Here is a 17,083-nt window from a genome sequence, read left to right as displayed (position 1 = left end):
AGCAGCTAACGCCGCAGTGCTAATTCCACCATCACGGGCGCATGGTCGGTACTATAGGCATCGCGCTCATATTCGGGCCTGACTAAGTGTCTATCACAGGTCTGATAATCCACCACCTGCGCCAAACTGCGGCTATCGCTGGCATCAAACTCATTGGAGAGCAACACATAATCCAGCACAGATCCTTTAGGGCCATAGTAATGGGTGGGTGCCCTATGCTCACGGTAATGGACGGCGTTATCGGCTACATTGGCTTCGATAAATAGCTCATAGGCGTCTTGTAATCGATAGTGGCCAAACACTTGCGCTAATGCCGCATCGGATAAATGCCCAAGCCCTGCGGCTTTTATATCGTTACTGTGCAGTGCTTCGCCTTGGAGCGTTAACGCATCCAGCGCGCCTAAGGACAAACTATCGTTAAAATCCCCCATCAGGATCACCGGATATTTGGCACTCTGTCTTCTGGCGAGTATGGCATGGAACAGCAATGCCGCCTCGGCGCCCCGCTGCATGGTTGAGGCCCAACGCCCGAGGGCCTGTTCGGTTAATAACTTAGTCTCGGCGTGTAACTTAAGATCCGACGGCGCATTTAACGATAATCCCAAAGGATGCGGCTCTAAGGCTAATCCCGGCCGCTTAGATTTAAAATGCACCACATAGCAATCACAGGGGCCAATCTGCGGCACCGCCACCGTCGCCCGTAACACTTTACGACTAAAGGCAAATTCGCTCGACAGCCCCATCGCCGCCACTAAGTGCGCCTCAGGCTCAATAGCGTGTACCTCAAGGATAGGGAAGCGAGACGCCAAGGCTACCACAGGGCTTTGGTAGATATAGTCACTGACTAAGGTCGCACTATCGACCACCGCAAAGTGAGTGAGTCCCTGCTGCAACGCAAGCTGGCGTAACGGTTCGGGGCTAAACACCTCCTGAAAACCAACAATATCCGGATGGTGTTGATTCAACAACTCGCTAAACCACTGGCACTTTTTCTGCCATTGGCCGTGGCTATAGATATTCTCAAAATCGTAAAAGGCTGAGGGCGGCTCGATAAAGTTAAATAGATTCACGGTCGCAATTTTAATATTCGATTGCGTTGACTCAGTTGAACTCGACAATTCTGGGGAATGCTGCGCCACGGTATTATTCCTCTTTAGCCAAATCATGCACTCAACAGCGCCTTTAACGGATTTGCGCGTCAAAATATCTCTTTACCCAACAACTTAGGCAAGAGATGCCATCTTAAGGCGTGATAGCCAAGGTTATACCTAAATCGCTTGGGTCATCAATCACAGCATGCTCATTGCCACCAGCGACCTAGGCAGGAAAGTCCATAAAACCAACAATAACCCACTCACAGATAACATTTAGTCACCAAGGCACAACAAGATCAAAACCAACTAACTCAATTCACCCAAAAATAAAAACCACATTTAAACATAAACATGACGAATTGGCGTTCAGGTTTGACTTTGCGTTTTCGCGGTTTAGAATCTAGCCACTTTTATCATTGCGGAGACCCACTGTGGGCACACACATAAGTGACAGTAGATGCCCTGTCCAAGTGACAGGATTAAACACCTAGCACTAGCCCGCAATGTTTTTGCTGCTACCTGCTAGGCAGGGTAGTAGCGTGACGCTTTCTCACTCCACTCCCATATATTCAATTTAAGCCTTTACTCATGGCCAATCATGCCCGTGCATGTGCTCGGCTATTGGTTTTATCCGGCCTTGCGCTGGAGCTAGAGTGCTGGCCATTGAATACATCTTCACGCATGTTTTGCCCCAGTAGGCTTCCCTTACTTTGGGAGTTTACCTATGGCTTATATCAAGCATACATCCACCTTAGCTCGGCAACCTTTGGCCCTATTTGGGCTATGCCTTAGCGTCACGGCAAACGCTTCTTTGCTGGACCTTGATGATCCCGGCATCGCCGAGCGCTGCGAGTTGCAACTCGGCTGGCAACAACCTAGGTCCGATCACTCTGCGACAACGCTCAAAACGGCGGCGACCTGCAACCAAGGACAATGGGAATGGCACTTAGGTTTTGAACATCAACATCTAAGCGTTGAAGATCAAGCAGACAGCAGCAATAGCGAACAGCAAACCGAGCTGGGCATTAAATTGCCCTTGCACGTTGGCACGGGCCCTTGGCAGAGCGCGCTGGCCATGAATCTGCAACACCATCATCAAGACCATCACCCCATTAGCGCAGAAGTGCTCGGCATTATGGGATATCAGATGGCGGAGCTGGATTTACGCCTCTATAGCAATTTGGGCTTTTATCAGCATGCGGCTCAGTCGCCGCAACTGATCGCGGGCGTCGCCATTGCCCTAGCGCCAAGCGCAGATCAGCAATGGGTCGGCGAAATTTATCGCAAGGCACCCGAGGCACACGCCTACCGGCTTGCCTATCAATGGTTACTCAAAAGACAGTTGCAACTCGAATTCAGCCTAGGCAACGACCTTAAGGGAAATGCCCAGCAACTCGGTGCAGATATCACTTTTTTCTTTGGCTAATAGCTCGTTGGGAGAATGACCTATGAACATGAACAACAACCAAAAAAACACTAAGCAAATCATCTTAGCCCTGCAAATCATACTAGAACAACGCGACAGCGCGAGCATGGTCGCCTTGGCCAAAGAGCGCCATCCCGCGGATATTGCCGCCGCGCTCAGCACCTTTAGTCAGCCGCAGCAATTAGTATTTTTGCAACTGGCACCGGCAAAAGTTGCCGCCGATTTACTGCGCTATTTAAGCGATGAGCAGCAAGCCGCATTAGTGCAACAGCTTGATAAAGCCACACTATCGTCGCTCTTGCTGACGATGGCGGCGGATGAGCGCGCCGATCTCTACAATCTGCTTGAACCTGAGCAGCAACAACTCTTCTTGCCCGTGTTAGCGCAGGCTAAACGGGAAGATCTGCGCACCTTAGCCGCCTACGATAAAACCAAGGTCGGTGCGGCGATGACATCGGATTATACCTTGCTCAATAGTCGACATACCGCCGCCCAAGCGATTGATATGCTCCGCACGGAAACCGCCGACAAAGAAACCATATATCAAGCCTATGTGGTTGATATGTTGGGGCGCTTAATTGGTACCGTCTCGCTACGGCAATTACTACTGGCCCAGTCAGAAGAACGGGTGGTCGATTTTATGAAGCCCAACCCCATTGCCTTGGATGCCAACGCCCAATGCCAAGAAGCGGTGCAGATGATCGCCCATTACGATTTGCTAGCTTTGCCCATCATCAATGGCAAGGGGCAATTGGTCGGGATTGTGACCTATGACGATGCGATGGACATTGCCAGCTCACAGGCCGATCTCGAGTTCACCAAAACCGCGGCCATAGGCAATATCGAGCACAATTTAAAGACCGCAAGCATAGGACTACTCTACCGTAAGCGCGTGGTCTGGTTGGTGATTTTGGTCTTTGGCAATATCTTCTCAGGGGCGGGCATCGCCTTTTTCGAAGATACGATTTCGAGCTATGTGTCTTTAGTGTTCTTCCTGCCCTTACTTATCGACAGCGGCGGTAATGCGGGTTCCCAATCCGCTACCTTAATGGTGCGGGGATTAGCCACCGGCGAAGTGATACTCAAGGATTGGATCTCTCTGCTAGGGCGCGAGTTAGGGGTTGCGGGATTACTCGGTGCCAGTATGGCACTGGCGGTGTCCTTGCTCGGTTTCTGGCGCGGCGGCCCTGAAATTGCCCTCGTCGTCGCACTGACCATGCAAATTGTGGTGCTCATTGGCAGCCTGATTGGTATGTCACTGCCCTTTTTACTCAGCAAGTTAAAAATGGATCCCGCTTCAGCCAGCGCGCCACTTATCACCTCAATAGCCGATATCATTGGTGTGCTGGTTTACTTTAGTATTGCCACTCTGATACTCGACTTGCCGACGGCATAGGTAACTTGAGACTTAAAGTGCCGTTGTTCAATACACTCACCCAAAGGATAACGGCACAGCTCTAGGCTCAAGATTGATGATGGGAATACAAGGTATTCAGCAATAACTGACTTGTATTCCCTCATTATTAAGCATTTATTTGCTCAAGCTCATAAATCCGCTGTTCTTTTATCAATGAAGCTTGGGCATACACTAATATTTAACCACCAGCAGCTTGCGATTTATTTCAACCTCGCTGGGGTTGCACCATAAAATTAATAAGCTGTCGCCATAACAATAACTAGAGGTTTATATGTGGTTTAACGCTCAACTCAAGTCTGAAAATAACGCTCTCAAGCAACAGCTCATTCAATTACAACAGCAGCATCAACAAGAATTAGATGAACTAAAAACCATCATCCATGAACACGAAACAATGAAACAACAGTCACGCCAAGCGGCCGATCTGTTTACCGAGGTCATAGCCTGTCAAAATCAGGGCGGCGAAATGTTAAATGCGATTCGAGATGGCTTAGCGAGCAGTGCGACTCAACTCACCGAAGAAAAGGATTCTCTCTCCGAACTTGATGCCATTTTCGATCAAACTAGGCTCGCCATTGCGAACTTAGGCCAAAGGGCACATGAGATAAACACTCAAGCGAGCCAAAGCATGGAAGCCGTGACCGCTCTTAATGGCACGACAGCGTCCATCAACCAGTTTGTTTCTGCCATTCAAGGGATCTCAGAGCAAACCAACCTACTTGCCCTCAATGCCGCCATTGAAGCTGCCCGCGCGGGCGAAGCAGGCCGCGGTTTTGCAGTGGTCGCCGACGAAGTTAGGCAACTAGCGAGTAAGGCTCACGAGGCCAGCAGCCAGATTGAAAAGTTAGTAAAACAGATAGTTACCCAAGCAAGCGAGATTAAGAATATTGTTAACACCAATCAATCCAGTGCCAGCGATATTGCCGCCTCATCGACACAAATCGGCCACGTGGTTGAGGATGTCCTTCAGCGGTCACATAAAATGCAGCAGGTGATCCATAATGCGGCGACCACCTCTTTCCTTAACACCACTAAACTCGACCATGCAGTCTGGAAGAGTAATGTTTACCAACTAATTGAAAAACCAAAGCATGATCATAGCGTTAATTCACATACCGAATGTCGCTTAGGCCAATGGTATTTCAAGGGATTTGGCGCGGAAAATTATCAGCATTTAAACAACTTTAAAGCCCTCGACGCTCCCCATAAGGCGGTGCACGATGCGGGTAAAGCGGCGCTGGCAGCGAGACAAAAAGGCAACTTGTCCGACATGGTTAAACAACTCCATGTGATGGAAGACGCCAGTATGCGGGTAGTCCAGTGCATAGACCATTTGATGCATGATGTGTATCAGCGTTAATGGATTTTAGTTCCCCAAAGAGCACTCGCTGCTCTTTGGGTTTATTTATCCTGTAAAAGGCAAATTAGTGGCTTAGCCGAGATACCTTTTTCACATTGCTATTTACAAAATAATCTCGGTTAGCTATTGATAGCCGTACACTTATCATCTTTAATTCATTCAGAGCACGCCGTGAGACTCTAATATAACGTTCTAATTTTTTTAGGGTTATTAATGAAATTTTTCACAGGCCTACTGCTATTACTCACCGTTGGCGCCTTTCCCTTGCGCGTAGCAGCCACACTGAATATTTATACCGAAGAATGGGCCCCCATTAGCTTTTCCGTCGACGGTAAAGCCGATGGTTTAGCGGTACAAGTGGTGCAAGAAATCCAAAAGCGCGTGAATAATCAGGATCCCATCAAGGTGGTGCCCTGGGCACGCGGCTGGAAAATCATGACGGAACAAGCTAATACAGTACTGTTTACTATGACTCGTACACCCGAGCGAGAACAGCTGTTTAGTATGATAGGCCCAGTCGCCGTTGGCACGACAAACTTCTACGCACTCAAAAACAGTCAACTCAATATTAGCTCGATTGATGATGCTAAACAGGCTAAAGCCGTAGGAGTGTATCGCTCCTCCGTTGAGGAACAATTATTAATGGAGCATGGTTTGACGAATCTCGCCCCCTCATCGACACCACTACTGAGCGCTAAGCAACTGATGAAGCGCCGAATCGATCTCTGGTGCAACGCCAATCTTACCGCCCCAAGTATTCTGGCCGAAGCGGGCGCGAGTATTGATGATATCAAATCCCTCTACACTATCAGTGCGAATCATCTATACATTGCATTTTCGAAGGGAACGCCAAGTGAAGAAATCGATAAATGGAAAGAGGCACTTATCAGCATTAAGGCCGATGGCACCTTTGCACAAATTTATCACCGCTGGCTGCCCAATGATGCGCCGCCAATGGAAACCGAGCGCGTTGGACAATAAATCTTTAGTACAAAGTATTGAGTGCAAAAAGAAAGGCCGGATAACTTAAGTTATCCGGCCTTTTGATGACAGAGGCTTATGGCTTATTTAGCCAATACGCGCTGATGCAGCTCTTGCACTGAGGTCACGTTAGTGCGGTCGTCCGCAGCGTGTGCCATACAAGTGGCGAATGCTGCGTTCATGGTCGTGGTGTAGTTCACTTTGTAACGCAGTGCACCGCGACGTAATTGACGAGAGTCTTCAATCGCTTGACGGCCTTCGGTGGTGTTCACTATATAGGTGTACTCACCGTTCTTGATGCGGTCAAGAATGTGTGGACGGCCTTCGTGTACCTTGTTCACTAAGCGTGGGTTGATACCCGCTTCACCTAGGATAACCGCGGTACCGTGGGTGGCATCAATTTGATAACCCAGCTCAATCAACTTAGCGGCTAAGTCGGCAACACGTTTCTTGTCGCTGTTACGCACAGACAACAGAGCACGACCAGACTTAGGCACTTCAGAAGTCGCACCTAACTGCGCCTTAGCATAGGCTTCGGCGAAGGTATCGCCCACACCCATCACCTCACCCGTTGAGCGCATTTCAGGGCCTAACAGTGGGTCAACGCCAGGGAACTTGTTAAATGGCAGTACCACTTCTTTCACTGAGTAGAAAGGTGGGATCACTTCTTGAGTGAAGTTTTGCGCCTTCAAGCTTTGACCCGCCATCACACGGGCGGCAATCTTAGCTAACGGCACACCTGTCGCTTTCGATACGAATGGCACGGTACGCGCTGCACGTGGGTTAACTTCAATCATGTAGATTTCGTTATTCTTCACGGCAAACTGTACGTTCATCAGACCGACAACACCCAGCTCCATCGCAAGCTTACGCACTTGTACGCGCATTTCGTCTTGGATAGCTTGGCTTAAGGTGTAAGGAGGCAGTGAACAACCAGAGTCACCTGAGTGAACCCCCGCCTGCTCGATATGCTCCATAATCGCGCCGATAACCACGGTTTCACCGTCACATACTGCGTCGATATCCACTTCGATAGCATCGTCTAGGAAGTGGTCTAACAGTACTGGCGAAGCGTTAGATACGCTGACCGCTTCGTTGAAGTAGCGCAGTAAATCTTGTTGGTCGTAAACGATTTCCATCGCGCGGCCGCCCAGTACGTAGGATGGACGAACAACTAATGGATAACCGATACGCTCAGCGGCAATCACTGCACCTTCAACGGTGGTGACTGTATCGTTTTCAGGTTGCTTCATTTCCAGGCGTTGAATCGCTTGCTGGAAACGCTCACGGTCTTCTGCGCGGTCAATCGCATCTGGGCTAGTACCAATAATGGGCACACCAGCCGCCTCAAGGGCGCGAGCCAGTTTCAGCGGCGTTTGACCACCGTACTGTACGATAACGCCCTTTGGCTTCTCGATACGGACGATTTCTAACACGTCTTCTAAAGTAACAGGCTCGAAGTACAGACGATCTGAGGTGTCGTAGTCGGTAGAAACGGTTTCAGGGTTACAGTTCACCATGATGGTTTCATAACCGTCTTCACGCAGGGCTAATGCCGCGTGCACACAGCAGTAGTCGAATTCGATACCTTGACCGATACGGTTTGGACCGCCACCTAACACCATGATTTTTTCACGGTCAGATGGGTTCGCTTCACACTCTTCCTCATAGGTTGAGTACATGTAAGCGGTGTCGGTGGCAAATTCAGCCGCGCAGGTATCTACGCGCTTGTAAACTGGGTGGATGTCGAAACGGTCACGCAGTTTACGGACTTCAGTCTCGTTTACGCCAAGGACCGCCGCCAGACGCGCATCGGCAAAGCCTTTACGCTTAAGCTTACGCAGCAGTTCTTCGTTAAGACCGGCTAAACCGCCTTCGGCCACTTGGCCTTCCAGCTTAATCAGCTCTTCAATCTGGACTAAGAACCATGGGTCGATGTTGGTTAAACGGAAGATTTCATCCAGGGTTAAACCCGCACGCATAGCGTCGGCGATGTACCAAATACGGTCACAGCCTGGCTCTTTCAGCTCGAGGCGAATACGCGCTAAGGCATCGGCTTTGGTTAAGTCAGTGATGGGGTCAAAGCCATGACGGCTCACTTCTAAACCGCGCAGGGCTTTTTGCAGTGACTCTTGGAAAGTACGGCCAATCGCCATCACTTCGCCCACTGACTTCATCTGAGTGGTTAAGCGATCGTTTGAGCCAGCAAACTTTTCAAAGTTAAAGCGAGGTACCTTAGTCACTACGTAGTCGATAGCTGGCTCGAATGACGCTGGCGTACGGCCGCCAGTGATGTCGTTCATCAGCTCATCGAGGGTGAAACCGACCGCTAACTTGGCGGCGATTTTCGCAATCGGGAAGCCCGTTGCTTTAGACGCTAGTGCCGATGAACGTGATACGCGTGGGTTCATCTCGATGATCACCATACGGCCATCTTTCGGGTTGATACCAAACTGTACGTTCGAACCACCGGTTTCAACACCAATCTCACGCAGTACTGCCATAGAGGCGTTACGCATCAGCTGGTATTCTTTGTCTGTCAGAGTTTGCGCTGGGGCAACGGTGATAGAGTCACCGGTGTGCACGCCCATTGGGTCGAAGTTTTCGATAGAACAGACGATGATACAGTTGTCGTTACGGTCACGAACCACTTCCATCTCGTATTCTTTCCAACCAATTAAGCTCTCGTCGATGAGTAGCTCTTTAGTTGGCGATAAATCTAAACCTTGAGAACAGATTTCTTCGAACTCTTCCTTGTTGTAGGCGATACCACCGCCCGAGCCACCCATAGTGAATGATGGACGGATAATACAAGGGAAACCAACGAGGTCGAGCACACCATAGGCTTCTTCCATGCTGTGGGCGATGCCCGCACGTGGACACTCTAAGCCAATGCTCTTCATGGCTTTGTCGAAGCGGCTACGGTCTTCTGCTTTGTCAATCGCATCGGCGGTTGCACCGATCATTTCAACGTTGAATTCAGCCAGTACGCCTTTAGCTTCAAGCTCAAGGGCGCAGTTCAGCGCGGTTTGGCCGCCCATGGTTGGCAGAATCGCATCAGGACGTTCTTTGGCGATAATGTTACGTACCACTTCCCATTGGATTGGCTCGATGTAAGTGGCATCGGCCATTTCAGGGTCGGTCATAATGGTGGCAGGGTTAGAGTTCACCAGAATGACGCGGTAACCTTCTTCACGCAGGGCTTTACAGGCTTGAGCGCCTGAATAGTCGAATTCACACGCCTGACCAATAACAATTGGGCCTGCACCTAGGATAAGAATACTCTTTATATCTGTACGTTTTGGCATTGCTTCTCTCTTCTCCTAGCTTGCGTATTACTTAGCGTTCTGACGGTATTGTTCAATAAGCTCGATAAAGTGATCGAACAGTGGGGCCGCATCGTTCGGACCAGGGCTCGCTTCAGGGTGACCTTGGAAGCTGAACGCAGGTTTGTCCGTCAGATGGATACCTTGCAGTGAACCATCGAACAGTGACTTGTGAGTCACTTTGATATTGGCAGGTAATGTGGCTTCATCGGCAGCAAAACCGTGGTTTTGGCTGGTGATCATCACGTTACCTTTTTCGATATTGCTCACTGGGTGGTTAGCACCGTGGTGACCAAACTTCATCTTTAAGGTTTTCGCGCCTGATGCCAATGCCAGTAACTGGTGGCCTAAACAGATACCGAAAATTGGCGTATCGGTTTTCAGGATTTGTTGAATCGCTTCAATTGCGTAGTCGCATGGCTCTGGGTCGCCAGGGCCGTTAGAGAGGAACACACCGTCTGGGTTCATCGCTAACACTTCAGCTGCCGATGTTTTTGCAGGAACAACGGTGACGTCACAGCCACGGTCAACCAACATGCGCAGGATGTTTTGCTTAACGCCGTAGTCGTAGGCAACGACTTTGTACTTCAGCGCTTCGGCTGGCGTATCTTCAGGCAAGCCGCCCACTAAACGCCAGCTACCCTTGCGCCATGGGTAGGCTTTGTCAGTCGTCACTTCTTTTGCTAAATCCATGCCCTTTAAACCCGGGAAGGCTTTAGCCGCAGCCAGTGCTTTCGCTTCATCTAAGTCAGCACCCGCCATGATGCAACCCGCTTGGGCACCTTTTTCACGGAGGATTCGAGTTAATTTACGAGTATCGATATCTGCGATGCCAACAACATTGTTTGCTTTGAGATAATCACTGAGGGTTTGCTGATTGCGGAAACTACTTGCTACGAGTGGAAGATCGCGAATGATTAAACCACAAGCATGAACCCCATTGGATTCGACGTCTTCATTATTGGTACCAGTGTTACCAATGTGGGGGTAGGTTAAAGTTACTATTTGGCGTGAATAAGAGGGATCAGTTAAAATTTCTTGGTATCCTGTCATGGAAGTGTTAAAAACAACTTCACCAACAGAGAGACCATCGGCACCAATTGCTGTGCCAGTGAATACGGTTCCATCTTCGAGTACGAGTAAGGCAGACTTTGTCAACGCGACCTCCATAAAGAGCCAAGCCACTGAAATGTAATGTTTTTATGCTATGTTAAGATACCAATTTCCGCTTATTTACGAAATTTTGACAAATTCCAGCGAGTTTACAGGATAAACCCGAACTCGTCTACACCTTGGTATCTGAGTGCAAAAAAAAACGCCAATATGGCGTTTTTTCTGTTAATTCAAACCTAATACCTGCTGCATGTCATACAGACCCGGTTTTTGCTCCACTAACCAATGGGCGGCACGCATAGCGCCATTAGCAAAGGTCATACGACTAGAGGCTTTATGGGTGATCTCTAAACGCTCACCGATATCGGCAAACATGGCGGTATGCTCACCGACTAAGTCGCCTGCACGCACAGTCGCAAAACCGATAGTTTCACGGTCGCGCTCGCCAGTGATCCCTTCGCGGCCATAGACGGCGCATTTTTCAAGATCACGACCTAAGGTCTTGGCAATCACTTCACCCATTTTTAGTGCCGTGCCAGATGGCGCGTCTTTCTTATATCTGTGGTGACCTTCGATAATTTCGATATCGGTGTAATCGCCCATGACCTCAGCGGCCAACTCGAGCAATTTCCACATCAGATTGACACCCACAGACATATTCGGCGCCATCACCACCGGCGTTTGCTCGGCAAAGGCATTGATCTGTTCTTTTTGAGCATGATTGAAACCAGTTGTGCCGATCACCATGGCTTTCTTATGGCGCACACACCAGTCTAAATGGACAATACTGGCCTCTGGCGCAGTAAAATCAATCAGCACATCAAAGTCATCGGTCGCATAGTCGAGCGAATCCATGATAATGACATTTAACTTCCCCACACCCACGAGTTCGCCCGCATCCACGCCGACTAAGCTTGAACCGGGACGCTCGATAGCCGCGCCTAAGCGAATGTGCTCTTGATGATAAGCCGATTCAATAAGAGTCCGTCCCATGCGCCCACCCGCACCGACAATTGCAACTCTCACTTGTCCACCCATTTCAATCTCCTCAAACCTGTTCATCACTTCCATACAAAAACGCCTAAGACTGGCTTAGGCGTTTCAATCACATTAGACGATGTCTAACAACTCGACTTCGAATACTAACGTTGAGTATGGAGGAATAGAAGCACCCGCACCACGCTCACCGTATGCTAAGTGATGTGGAACGAATAACTTTAACTTAGTACCTACTGGCATCAGTTGCAGGGCTTCAGTCCAGCCAGCGATAACGCCAGATACTGGGAATTCAGCTGGTTGACCACGTACTACAGAGCTGTCGAACACGTCACCATTGATGAAAGAACCATGGTAGTGAGTACGTACTGTGTCTTCGTAGGTTGGTTTTGCACCGCTACCTTGAACTAATACTTCGTATTGCAGACCAGAATCAGTCACGATCACGCCTGCACGCTTAGCGTTTTCAGCTAAAAAGGCTTCGCCTTCGGCAGAAGCTTCTGCAGCAGCTTGCTCTTGAGCCGCTTGAATGCGACGGCTGATCTCAGTGAATGCAACTTGCATATCTTGCATAGATACAGCGCTTTCCACGCCAGCAAATGCATCGGCTAAACCTGCTTGAACGGCAGCAATATCCACACCTTCAAAAGAATTAGCAGCCAGTTGCTCGCCCATTTGACGACCTACACCATAGCTTGCTTGCTGTTCAACAGTACTGAATTTATCAGACATAATTAACGACTCTCAATGTTCAATGGAATTTTGCGCGCCAGTTTATCATAGTTCCACGCCCTATGCTGATAAACTGACTGCTTATTTAACTTTGGCGGCGATTTTACGTAACCGATGCTTATTTATCCAGCATTCGCGCCTAATTGCGGCACGATAAGGCCAGCATCTAAGCGAAGGCCACGCCCTAAATCGCTATTTAGGCAACACGCATTGGGTTTTGATACTCGCCTTTGCGCTCTGATACAAAGGCTGCATTTGCCCCTGTAATTGCTCGAGTTGAGCGATGCGATTGCTGTTGGATGGATGCGTTGATAACAACTCTGGCCCTTGGCTACCGCCCGCTTTCGACATATTGTGCCAAAGCACCACGCTCTGCGCCGGATCGAACCCTGCCCGCGCCATCAACTCCAGCCCCATCACATCCGCCTCACTCTCTTGAGCACGGCCAAAGGGTAAAATCACCCCGACCTGCGCGCCCAGTCCTAAAGCAGACATATATAAGTCACGGTTTGAGACACCGCTCGCGCCAAGGGCGGCATCGGCGATTTGCATCCCCATGCCCGTTATCTGCGCCCGAGAGACCTGCTCATTACCATGCTGGGCTAATACGTGGGCCACTTCGTGGCCTAATACGGTTGCCAGTTGGTCCGGGGTACTCGCGACGTTAAGTAAGCCGGTATACACGCCAATGTGTCCACCCGGCAATGCAAAGGCGTTAACTTGTTCGGAGTTGAACAAGACGACATCCCACTTCTGGCTTTGATCGGGCAGCACAGCGGTGACGCGATTCGCCACGCAATTTACGTACTGGGTCAGCTTTTTATCGCTACTGATCTTTTGCTGCTTTTTCATTTCTTCAAAAGAAGCATCCCCCATTTGCTGCATCTGCGATGCCGAATACAGCAAGGTTTGCCCCCGCCCCGTGGGCGATTTCGTGGTCGCGCAGCCCGATAATCCTAACGTGAGTCCAACCGCCACTAAGGCGAGTGTTGTTGCTTTCATAGGGAACTCCTTAATCCGAACGAGGCCGAACCTAGCAGCCAAGTGACTCAACTAATCATGATTAAGATTTTACTGAGATAGCAAGCAGAAGCCAAACTACATTCAAAACTTGCCTTAAAGCCGAGTGAACTTCGAGCAAGTTAAGGTGCTATATAGTCTTCCCTTAACATGGCATAGAGATATTCATCGCCCCATGCGCCCTTAAAGAAGATATTTTTCACATAATGGGCTTCGCGCCGAAAACCGAGTTTTTCGAGTAATCGACAGCTGGCAAGATTTTGAGTATCGGTTATCGCAATAACACGATGCTTATCTAATTCCATAAAGAGATAATCCAGCAATGCGCTGACGGCCTCAAATGCTACCTGCAGACCTTGATACTCAGGCGCAATCGTAAAGCCGATTTCCATTTGCTGCTTATCGATAAAATGCAGCGCCAGATCGCCCACTAAGGTGGCAGGCGTCTCTGCTGATGCAGTACTGACAATAGCCAATTGAAACCAAGTTTCCGCCGCGCCAAATTGTGCGTAATCCATGTTCTCGAATAGTGCGACAGCATCGCTATAAGAGTAATCCGTCCAGCTTTGATATTTAGCGACCTTAGGCTCGGCTCGATAGGCGGTAAAAGCCTCGAGATCCGCTCGCTGAAATGGCCGAAGCGTAAAACGTTGGGTAGTTAACCCGTGAGTTACCATGTGCTGAAGTGCGTTACTTATCGCCAATGTCGACGCCATGCGTGATCCTTTAATCTGAGTAAGCCTCTAATGTAAGTAAGCCTCTAATGTGAGTAAGCTTCTAATATGAATAAGCACACAAACAGCAGCCAATAAGTACTAGCAATTTAGGGATAGCAGCGCAGGCTCTCTCAACGCTTACCTTTAAAGGCTTTGATGCTGTGCTTATTAAGACTGCGACGATTTGCCTGTTTATCCCGAGGTGGGCGCTTAGGTGCCACTTTATTATCAGTACCGTCCTCTCTGACTCTTTCGCTCGGCTTATCGGTCACAGGAAAGTCCGCCAATGATGCTAACGGTAACTCACGCGCCGTCAAGTTGCGGATTGCGGTTAAGCTTGGCATTTCACCATGGCACACCAAAGAGATGGCGAGCCCATTAGCGCCCGCCCTTGCGGTGCGGCCAATGCGGTGCACATACACAGGCGCACTGGTGGGTAAGTCTAAGTTGATTACCACAGGCAAGGCATCGACATGAATACCTCGGGCCATTAAATCCGTCGCCACCAGCACTTGAATGCGATGTGCTTTAAAGTCGGATAAGGTTTGACTGCGCACGGTTTGATCTTTTTCGCCGTGCAGCGCAGCAGCATTTATCCCCGCCTTAAGTAGCCGTTTCGCTATCGCATCGGCATCGTCACGGGCACTGATAAACACCAGCACTTGCGGCCATTGATACTGTTTGAGTAACGCAATCAATGCCTGCGCCTTGCTGCCCTTATTGACTAAATACAGTCGCTCTTCGATTTCGGCGGCGACAGCATTGCGCGTACTGGCCTCAACCCGTTGGGGATTATTGGTCAGCAATTTACCCGCCAAAGAATCTAAAGCCTCTGGCAAGGTGGCAGAAAACAGTAAGGTTTGCTTACGCTTAGGCATCATTGCCATCAGCTTTTGCACATCGGGCCAAAATCCCATTTCCAGTAAGCGGTCGGCTTCGTCTAGCACTAGATATTTTATCGAGTCGAGACTTATATGGGACTGTGTACATAAATCCAATAAGCGCCCTGGGGTTGCCACGATAAGCTGCGGTTTAGCAGCAAGTTCGGCTAATTGTTCTTCCTGCGCTATGCCGCCACAGAGAAGCTGAATCTTCAAAGAAGACGATAACTTACTCGCCAGCGCGTGCAGCGCCATCGTTACCTGCTGCGCTAACTCCCGTGTCGGCACGAGCACTAAGGCCTGCGCCTTACAGGCCGAGGATGACACTGACTCGAGTTGTTGATGGATGGTTTGCAACAAGGGCAAACCGAAAGCCAAGGTCTTACCGCTACCAGTTTGCGACAGCGCTAACACATCTCGCCCCGCAAGAATCGCCGGAATCGCTAATTGCTGCACCCGTGTCGGATGCTTGAGCGCGGCAGGCAATACCGAACATAACGCCGAATTGATGCCAAGCTCAGCAAAGGTTAACGACTCAGGAGAAGGCTCTGGGGAAGTAGAAGGCTTAAGAATGGTCATCGCAACACCAATATAAACATGGGAGCGAAAGTTTACGCAGAGTTGGCAGTTAATACCAATGTTGTTTGGGCTTTGACTAAAGCCTTGGGGTAGTTTTCGACGGGATATTTAACTATTCACGTTACGTAGGCCCAAAGCCTAATTTTCAAACTTCATTTAAATTTTTAAATCAAAGATAAAATCAAAGTCAAAGTCGTGGGGCTTCACCCCACACCCGACCAAGGAGGACTGCTCGTCCTATCCTCCTTGGATGCTCCAAGACGCCCCTAGCGAAGTTGAAAGCTCCTTGTGCTCATTGCCAAATTTGCTATCGCTTCCGAAGGATGCGTCCCTGCACCTGCGAAAGCTAGCCGGTCATCCATGACCGGACTCACGCAATTTGTCTATTCGCCCTGCGGCAACTCCGAGGGGAGGTGTATTCCTTGGAGTTTTGAGTAGTTTGATAGCGATTCATCTGCAAAAAATAAGCGCTATAAATAATAAATCAAATAATATCAAATAATTACAAACAAAATCGTATGGAAACCGCTACCGCAAAAAAGCAAATTCCTATAGCATCATTTATATCAATTGACATGGATGTCGCAGCGGCCAAGTCCAACAAGCGATTTATGCCCTGCAAACAGCGCAGCGCATAAATACTAAGACGTTAGGTAACTAAATCAGGAGTTGTGAGTTTGAATCAAAGACAAAATCAGTTTCTACACTATCTTGGAAATACTCTCTCTGAGTTAGAGTATCGACTTAATGAAATTCTAAATTTACGTGATAGATCCATTGTACAATATCAAAATGGAAATTCAGAGCTCAAAGATCAAGAACTTAACTTTGCATTTTCTGCATTCAGTGGGCAATTACAAACCATAAAGGATGTATTACCTGTAATATCTGAAGATCAAATATCTTGGGCAATGCTTGAGACGGTTAGGCATGCAAAATTTATCAAAGGTTGTCGCAATGCTATAACTCATGATGGTCAACAAGTTATCAATATGTGGGTAAAAGGAAAATATTACGTAGCCTGCGACTTTCATCGGATAGCCTGTAAAGAGGTGGAGCTCATTACGGCACCTTCTGAAGATATTGCTACTATCTGCACTGAGTTTACGTTAGAGCTTCTCGACTTAATTAAGCAATGTTTAGATGGCTTAGTTGATGATTTAAGTAAGTGTCAACCTTTGTATGATGTTCACTTTTATGAAGCCGCAATCCGTCACCCTGCAATCAGCGATTCGGTTCGAGAAATGTACGTTGATGCAGATAAAAGTAAGTTAGATCGACCAGTCGACCTAACAGCTGAACTCAACTCTAAAATTGATAAATTGCGCTCGATATGCACCCCAATACTTACCGAACAAAGCATTTAAGAGGGATTCTCAACGCTTGGCACTTTATGCTTCTACTTCAAATTTAGTAGTCTACCGAAAGATCGGACAGGCATA

Annotated in this window: 13 protein-coding genes; 5 read left to right on the top strand and 8 right to left on the bottom strand. The window is 48.8% G+C overall.

Going from position 1 to position 17,083, the window contains the following annotated elements:
* Positions 1 to 5 precede the first annotated feature (5 nt).
* Complete coding sequence (locus N7386_RS04950) at positions 6 to 1,139, bottom strand: endonuclease/exonuclease/phosphatase family protein (RefSeq protein WP_279767243.1); 1,134 nt, start codon at positions 1,137 to 1,139, stop codon at positions 6 to 8.
* A 679-nt stretch (positions 1,140 to 1,818) separates the two neighbouring features.
* Between N7386_RS04950 and N7386_RS04945 the strand changes: the two genes are divergently transcribed.
* The 4 genes from N7386_RS04945 (at position 1,819) to N7386_RS04930 (ending at position 6,278) form a co-directional block, all read left to right on the top strand.
* Positions 1,819 to 2,520, top strand: coding sequence for a hypothetical protein (locus N7386_RS04945; RefSeq protein ID WP_220054833.1), 702 nt, complete (start codon positions 1,819 to 1,821; stop codon positions 2,518 to 2,520).
* Positions 2,521 to 2,542: 22 nt separating this feature from the next.
* Positions 2,543 to 3,916: a magnesium transporter gene (mgtE, locus tag N7386_RS04940; protein WP_279767239.1), complete on the top strand. Its 1,374-nt coding sequence runs from the start codon at positions 2,543 to 2,545 to the stop codon at positions 3,914 to 3,916.
* Positions 3,917 to 4,208: 292 nt separating this feature from the next.
* Positions 4,209 to 5,297, top strand: a complete 1,089-nt coding sequence (locus tag N7386_RS04935) for a methyl-accepting chemotaxis protein (protein ID WP_279767237.1) — start codon at positions 4,209 to 4,211, stop codon at positions 5,295 to 5,297.
* 213 nt (positions 5,298 to 5,510) lie between these two features.
* On the top strand, positions 5,511 to 6,278 hold the full coding sequence (locus N7386_RS04930; protein ID WP_279767235.1) for a transporter substrate-binding domain-containing protein: 768 nt from the start codon (positions 5,511 to 5,513) through the stop codon (positions 6,276 to 6,278).
* Between the two features lie 83 nt (positions 6,279 to 6,361).
* On the opposite strand, the gene carB is transcribed toward N7386_RS04930, so the two are convergent.
* The 7 genes from carB to N7386_RS04895 all read right to left on the bottom strand — a co-directional run bounded on the left by carB (position 6,362) and on the right by N7386_RS04895 (position 15,641).
* Entirely contained in the window at positions 6,362 to 9,586 is a 3,225-nt protein-coding gene (carB, locus tag N7386_RS04925; RefSeq protein ID WP_011716094.1) for a carbamoyl-phosphate synthase large subunit, read from the bottom strand.
* A gap of 27 nt (positions 9,587 to 9,613) precedes the next feature.
* Positions 9,614 to 10,774, bottom strand: coding sequence for a glutamine-hydrolyzing carbamoyl-phosphate synthase small subunit (carA, locus tag N7386_RS04920; RefSeq protein WP_088210913.1), 1,161 nt, complete (start codon positions 10,772 to 10,774; stop codon positions 9,614 to 9,616).
* A 168-nt stretch (positions 10,775 to 10,942) separates the two neighbouring features.
* Positions 10,943 to 11,755: a 4-hydroxy-tetrahydrodipicolinate reductase gene (gene dapB / locus N7386_RS04915; protein ID WP_011716092.1), complete on the bottom strand. Its 813-nt coding sequence runs from the start codon at positions 11,753 to 11,755 to the stop codon at positions 10,943 to 10,945.
* Positions 11,756 to 11,827: 72 nt separating this feature from the next.
* A complete protein-coding gene (locus N7386_RS04910) occupies positions 11,828 to 12,445 on the bottom strand; it encodes an FKBP-type peptidyl-prolyl cis-trans isomerase (RefSeq protein ID WP_011716091.1) in 618 nt (205 codons plus the stop codon).
* Positions 12,446 to 12,637: 192 nt separating this feature from the next.
* Positions 12,638 to 13,447 (bottom strand): M48 family metallopeptidase, encoded by an 810-nt coding sequence (locus N7386_RS04905; protein ID WP_279767229.1) that lies wholly within the window; start codon positions 13,445 to 13,447, stop codon positions 12,638 to 12,640.
* Between the two features lie 140 nt (positions 13,448 to 13,587).
* The gene (locus N7386_RS04900; protein WP_279767227.1) at positions 13,588 to 14,181 is read right to left on the bottom strand and encodes a GNAT family protein; all 594 of its coding nucleotides are present in this window, start codon (positions 14,179 to 14,181) and stop codon (positions 13,588 to 13,590) included.
* A gap of 131 nt (positions 14,182 to 14,312) precedes the next feature.
* Positions 14,313 to 15,641, bottom strand: a complete 1,329-nt coding sequence (locus tag N7386_RS04895) for a DEAD/DEAH box helicase (RefSeq protein WP_279767225.1) — start codon at positions 15,639 to 15,641, stop codon at positions 14,313 to 14,315.
* A 677-nt stretch (positions 15,642 to 16,318) separates the two neighbouring features.
* Here N7386_RS04895 and N7386_RS04890 point away from each other — a divergent pair.
* On the top strand, positions 16,319 to 17,008 hold the full coding sequence (locus N7386_RS04890; protein ID WP_249554240.1) for a hypothetical protein: 690 nt from the start codon (positions 16,319 to 16,321) through the stop codon (positions 17,006 to 17,008).
* The last annotated feature ends 75 nt before the right edge of the window (positions 17,009 to 17,083 follow it).

This window comes from Shewanella sp. GD04112 (assembly GCF_029835735.1).
Lineage (GTDB): Bacteria > Pseudomonadota > Gammaproteobacteria > Enterobacterales > Shewanellaceae > Shewanella.
Note: the sequence above shows the minus strand (reverse complement) of the source record. Positions and strands in the feature narration are given on the sequence as shown.

What these genes read in the sequence shown, in the direction of transcription:
- N7386_RS04945 (WP_220054833.1), top strand. Translation starts at nt 1,819, where the DNA reads ATGGCTTATATCAAGCATACATCCACCTTAGCTCGGCAACCTTTGGCC.
- mgtE (WP_279767239.1), top strand. Translation starts at nt 2,543, where the DNA reads ATGAACATGAACAACAACCAAAAAAACACTAAGCAAATCATCTTAGCC.
- N7386_RS04935 (WP_279767237.1), top strand. Translation starts at nt 4,209, where the DNA reads ATGTGGTTTAACGCTCAACTCAAGTCTGAAAATAACGCTCTCAAGCAA.
- N7386_RS04930 (WP_279767235.1), top strand. Translation starts at nt 5,511, where the DNA reads ATGAAATTTTTCACAGGCCTACTGCTATTACTCACCGTTGGCGCCTTT.
- carB (WP_011716094.1), bottom strand. Translation starts at nt 9,586, where the DNA reads ATGCCAAAACGTACAGATATAAAGAGTATTCTTATCCTAGGTGCAGGC.
- carA (WP_088210913.1), bottom strand. Translation starts at nt 10,774, where the DNA reads ATGGAGGTCGCGTTGACAAAGTCTGCCTTACTCGTACTCGAAGATGGA.
- dapB (WP_011716092.1), bottom strand. Translation starts at nt 11,755, where the DNA reads ATGGGTGGACAAGTGAGAGTTGCAATTGTCGGTGCGGGTGGGCGCATG.
- N7386_RS04910 (WP_011716091.1), bottom strand. Translation starts at nt 12,445, where the DNA reads ATGTCTGATAAATTCAGTACTGTTGAACAGCAAGCAAGCTATGGTGTA.
- N7386_RS04905 (WP_279767229.1), bottom strand. Translation starts at nt 13,447, where the DNA reads ATGAAAGCAACAACACTCGCCTTAGTGGCGGTTGGACTCACGTTAGGA.
- N7386_RS04900 (WP_279767227.1), bottom strand. Translation starts at nt 14,181, where the DNA reads ATGGCGTCGACATTGGCGATAAGTAACGCACTTCAGCACATGGTAACT.
- N7386_RS04895 (WP_279767225.1), bottom strand. Translation starts at nt 15,641, where the DNA reads ATGACCATTCTTAAGCCTTCTACTTCCCCAGAGCCTTCTCCTGAGTCG.